At 58.4% G+C, this 580-nt stretch carries 1 protein-coding gene; it reads left to right on the forward strand.

What is annotated here, in order from left to right:
* On the forward strand, positions 1-436 hold a 436-nt coding region (locus D1646_RS11855), incomplete at its 5' end, for an RNA polymerase subunit sigma-24 (protein ID WP_160636659.1).
* Between the last annotated feature and the right edge of the window lie 144 nt (positions 437-580).

A 580-nucleotide genomic window follows, 5' to 3' on the forward strand; every position in this document is an offset into this window, starting at 1 on the left:
GCGGCTCTACTATCCCCACTATGAGCAGGACAAGCTGCTGGAGGTCAGCGAGGAAGTCTTTGACGTGCTGTGCCAATCCGTCCGGGAAATGCGGAACCATGAGCGCCGCAAGCGGTATCACCGGGCTTATTACTCGCTGGATGCTTTCGAGTGGACGGAGAACTATGCTCTGGAACACAGCCCGTCCCCGGAACAGCTTATCATGCTGGCGGAGGAACGGGCCGAGCGTGACCGGCTGGCCGCTGCTTTGCGGGATGCTCTGTCCTATGCCACCCCCACCCAGGCCCGCCGTGTCTGTGCCTACTACCTGGACGGGCTGACCCAGCAGGAAATCGCTGATCGTGAGCGTGTCCACAACAGCAACGTGTGTCTCTCCATCCACCGTGGCCTGTGCAATCTCCGCCGCTACTATGCAGACCATCCCCAGGGGAAGTGAGGGCGGCATGGCAATCGTTAATCTACGCAAGCATTACTATTCACTCTACACAAAGGACACTTTCATTGAAGTGCCGGACGAGGTTGCCGCCGTCATGGAGGAATGTCGGCTCTATGAGAACCGGCAGGAGGGCAGGAAAAGTTA

This window comes from Pseudoflavonifractor sp. 60 (assembly GCF_009911645.1).
In the GTDB taxonomy this organism is placed as follows: domain Bacteria; phylum Bacillota; class Clostridia; order Oscillospirales; family Oscillospiraceae; genus Lawsonibacter.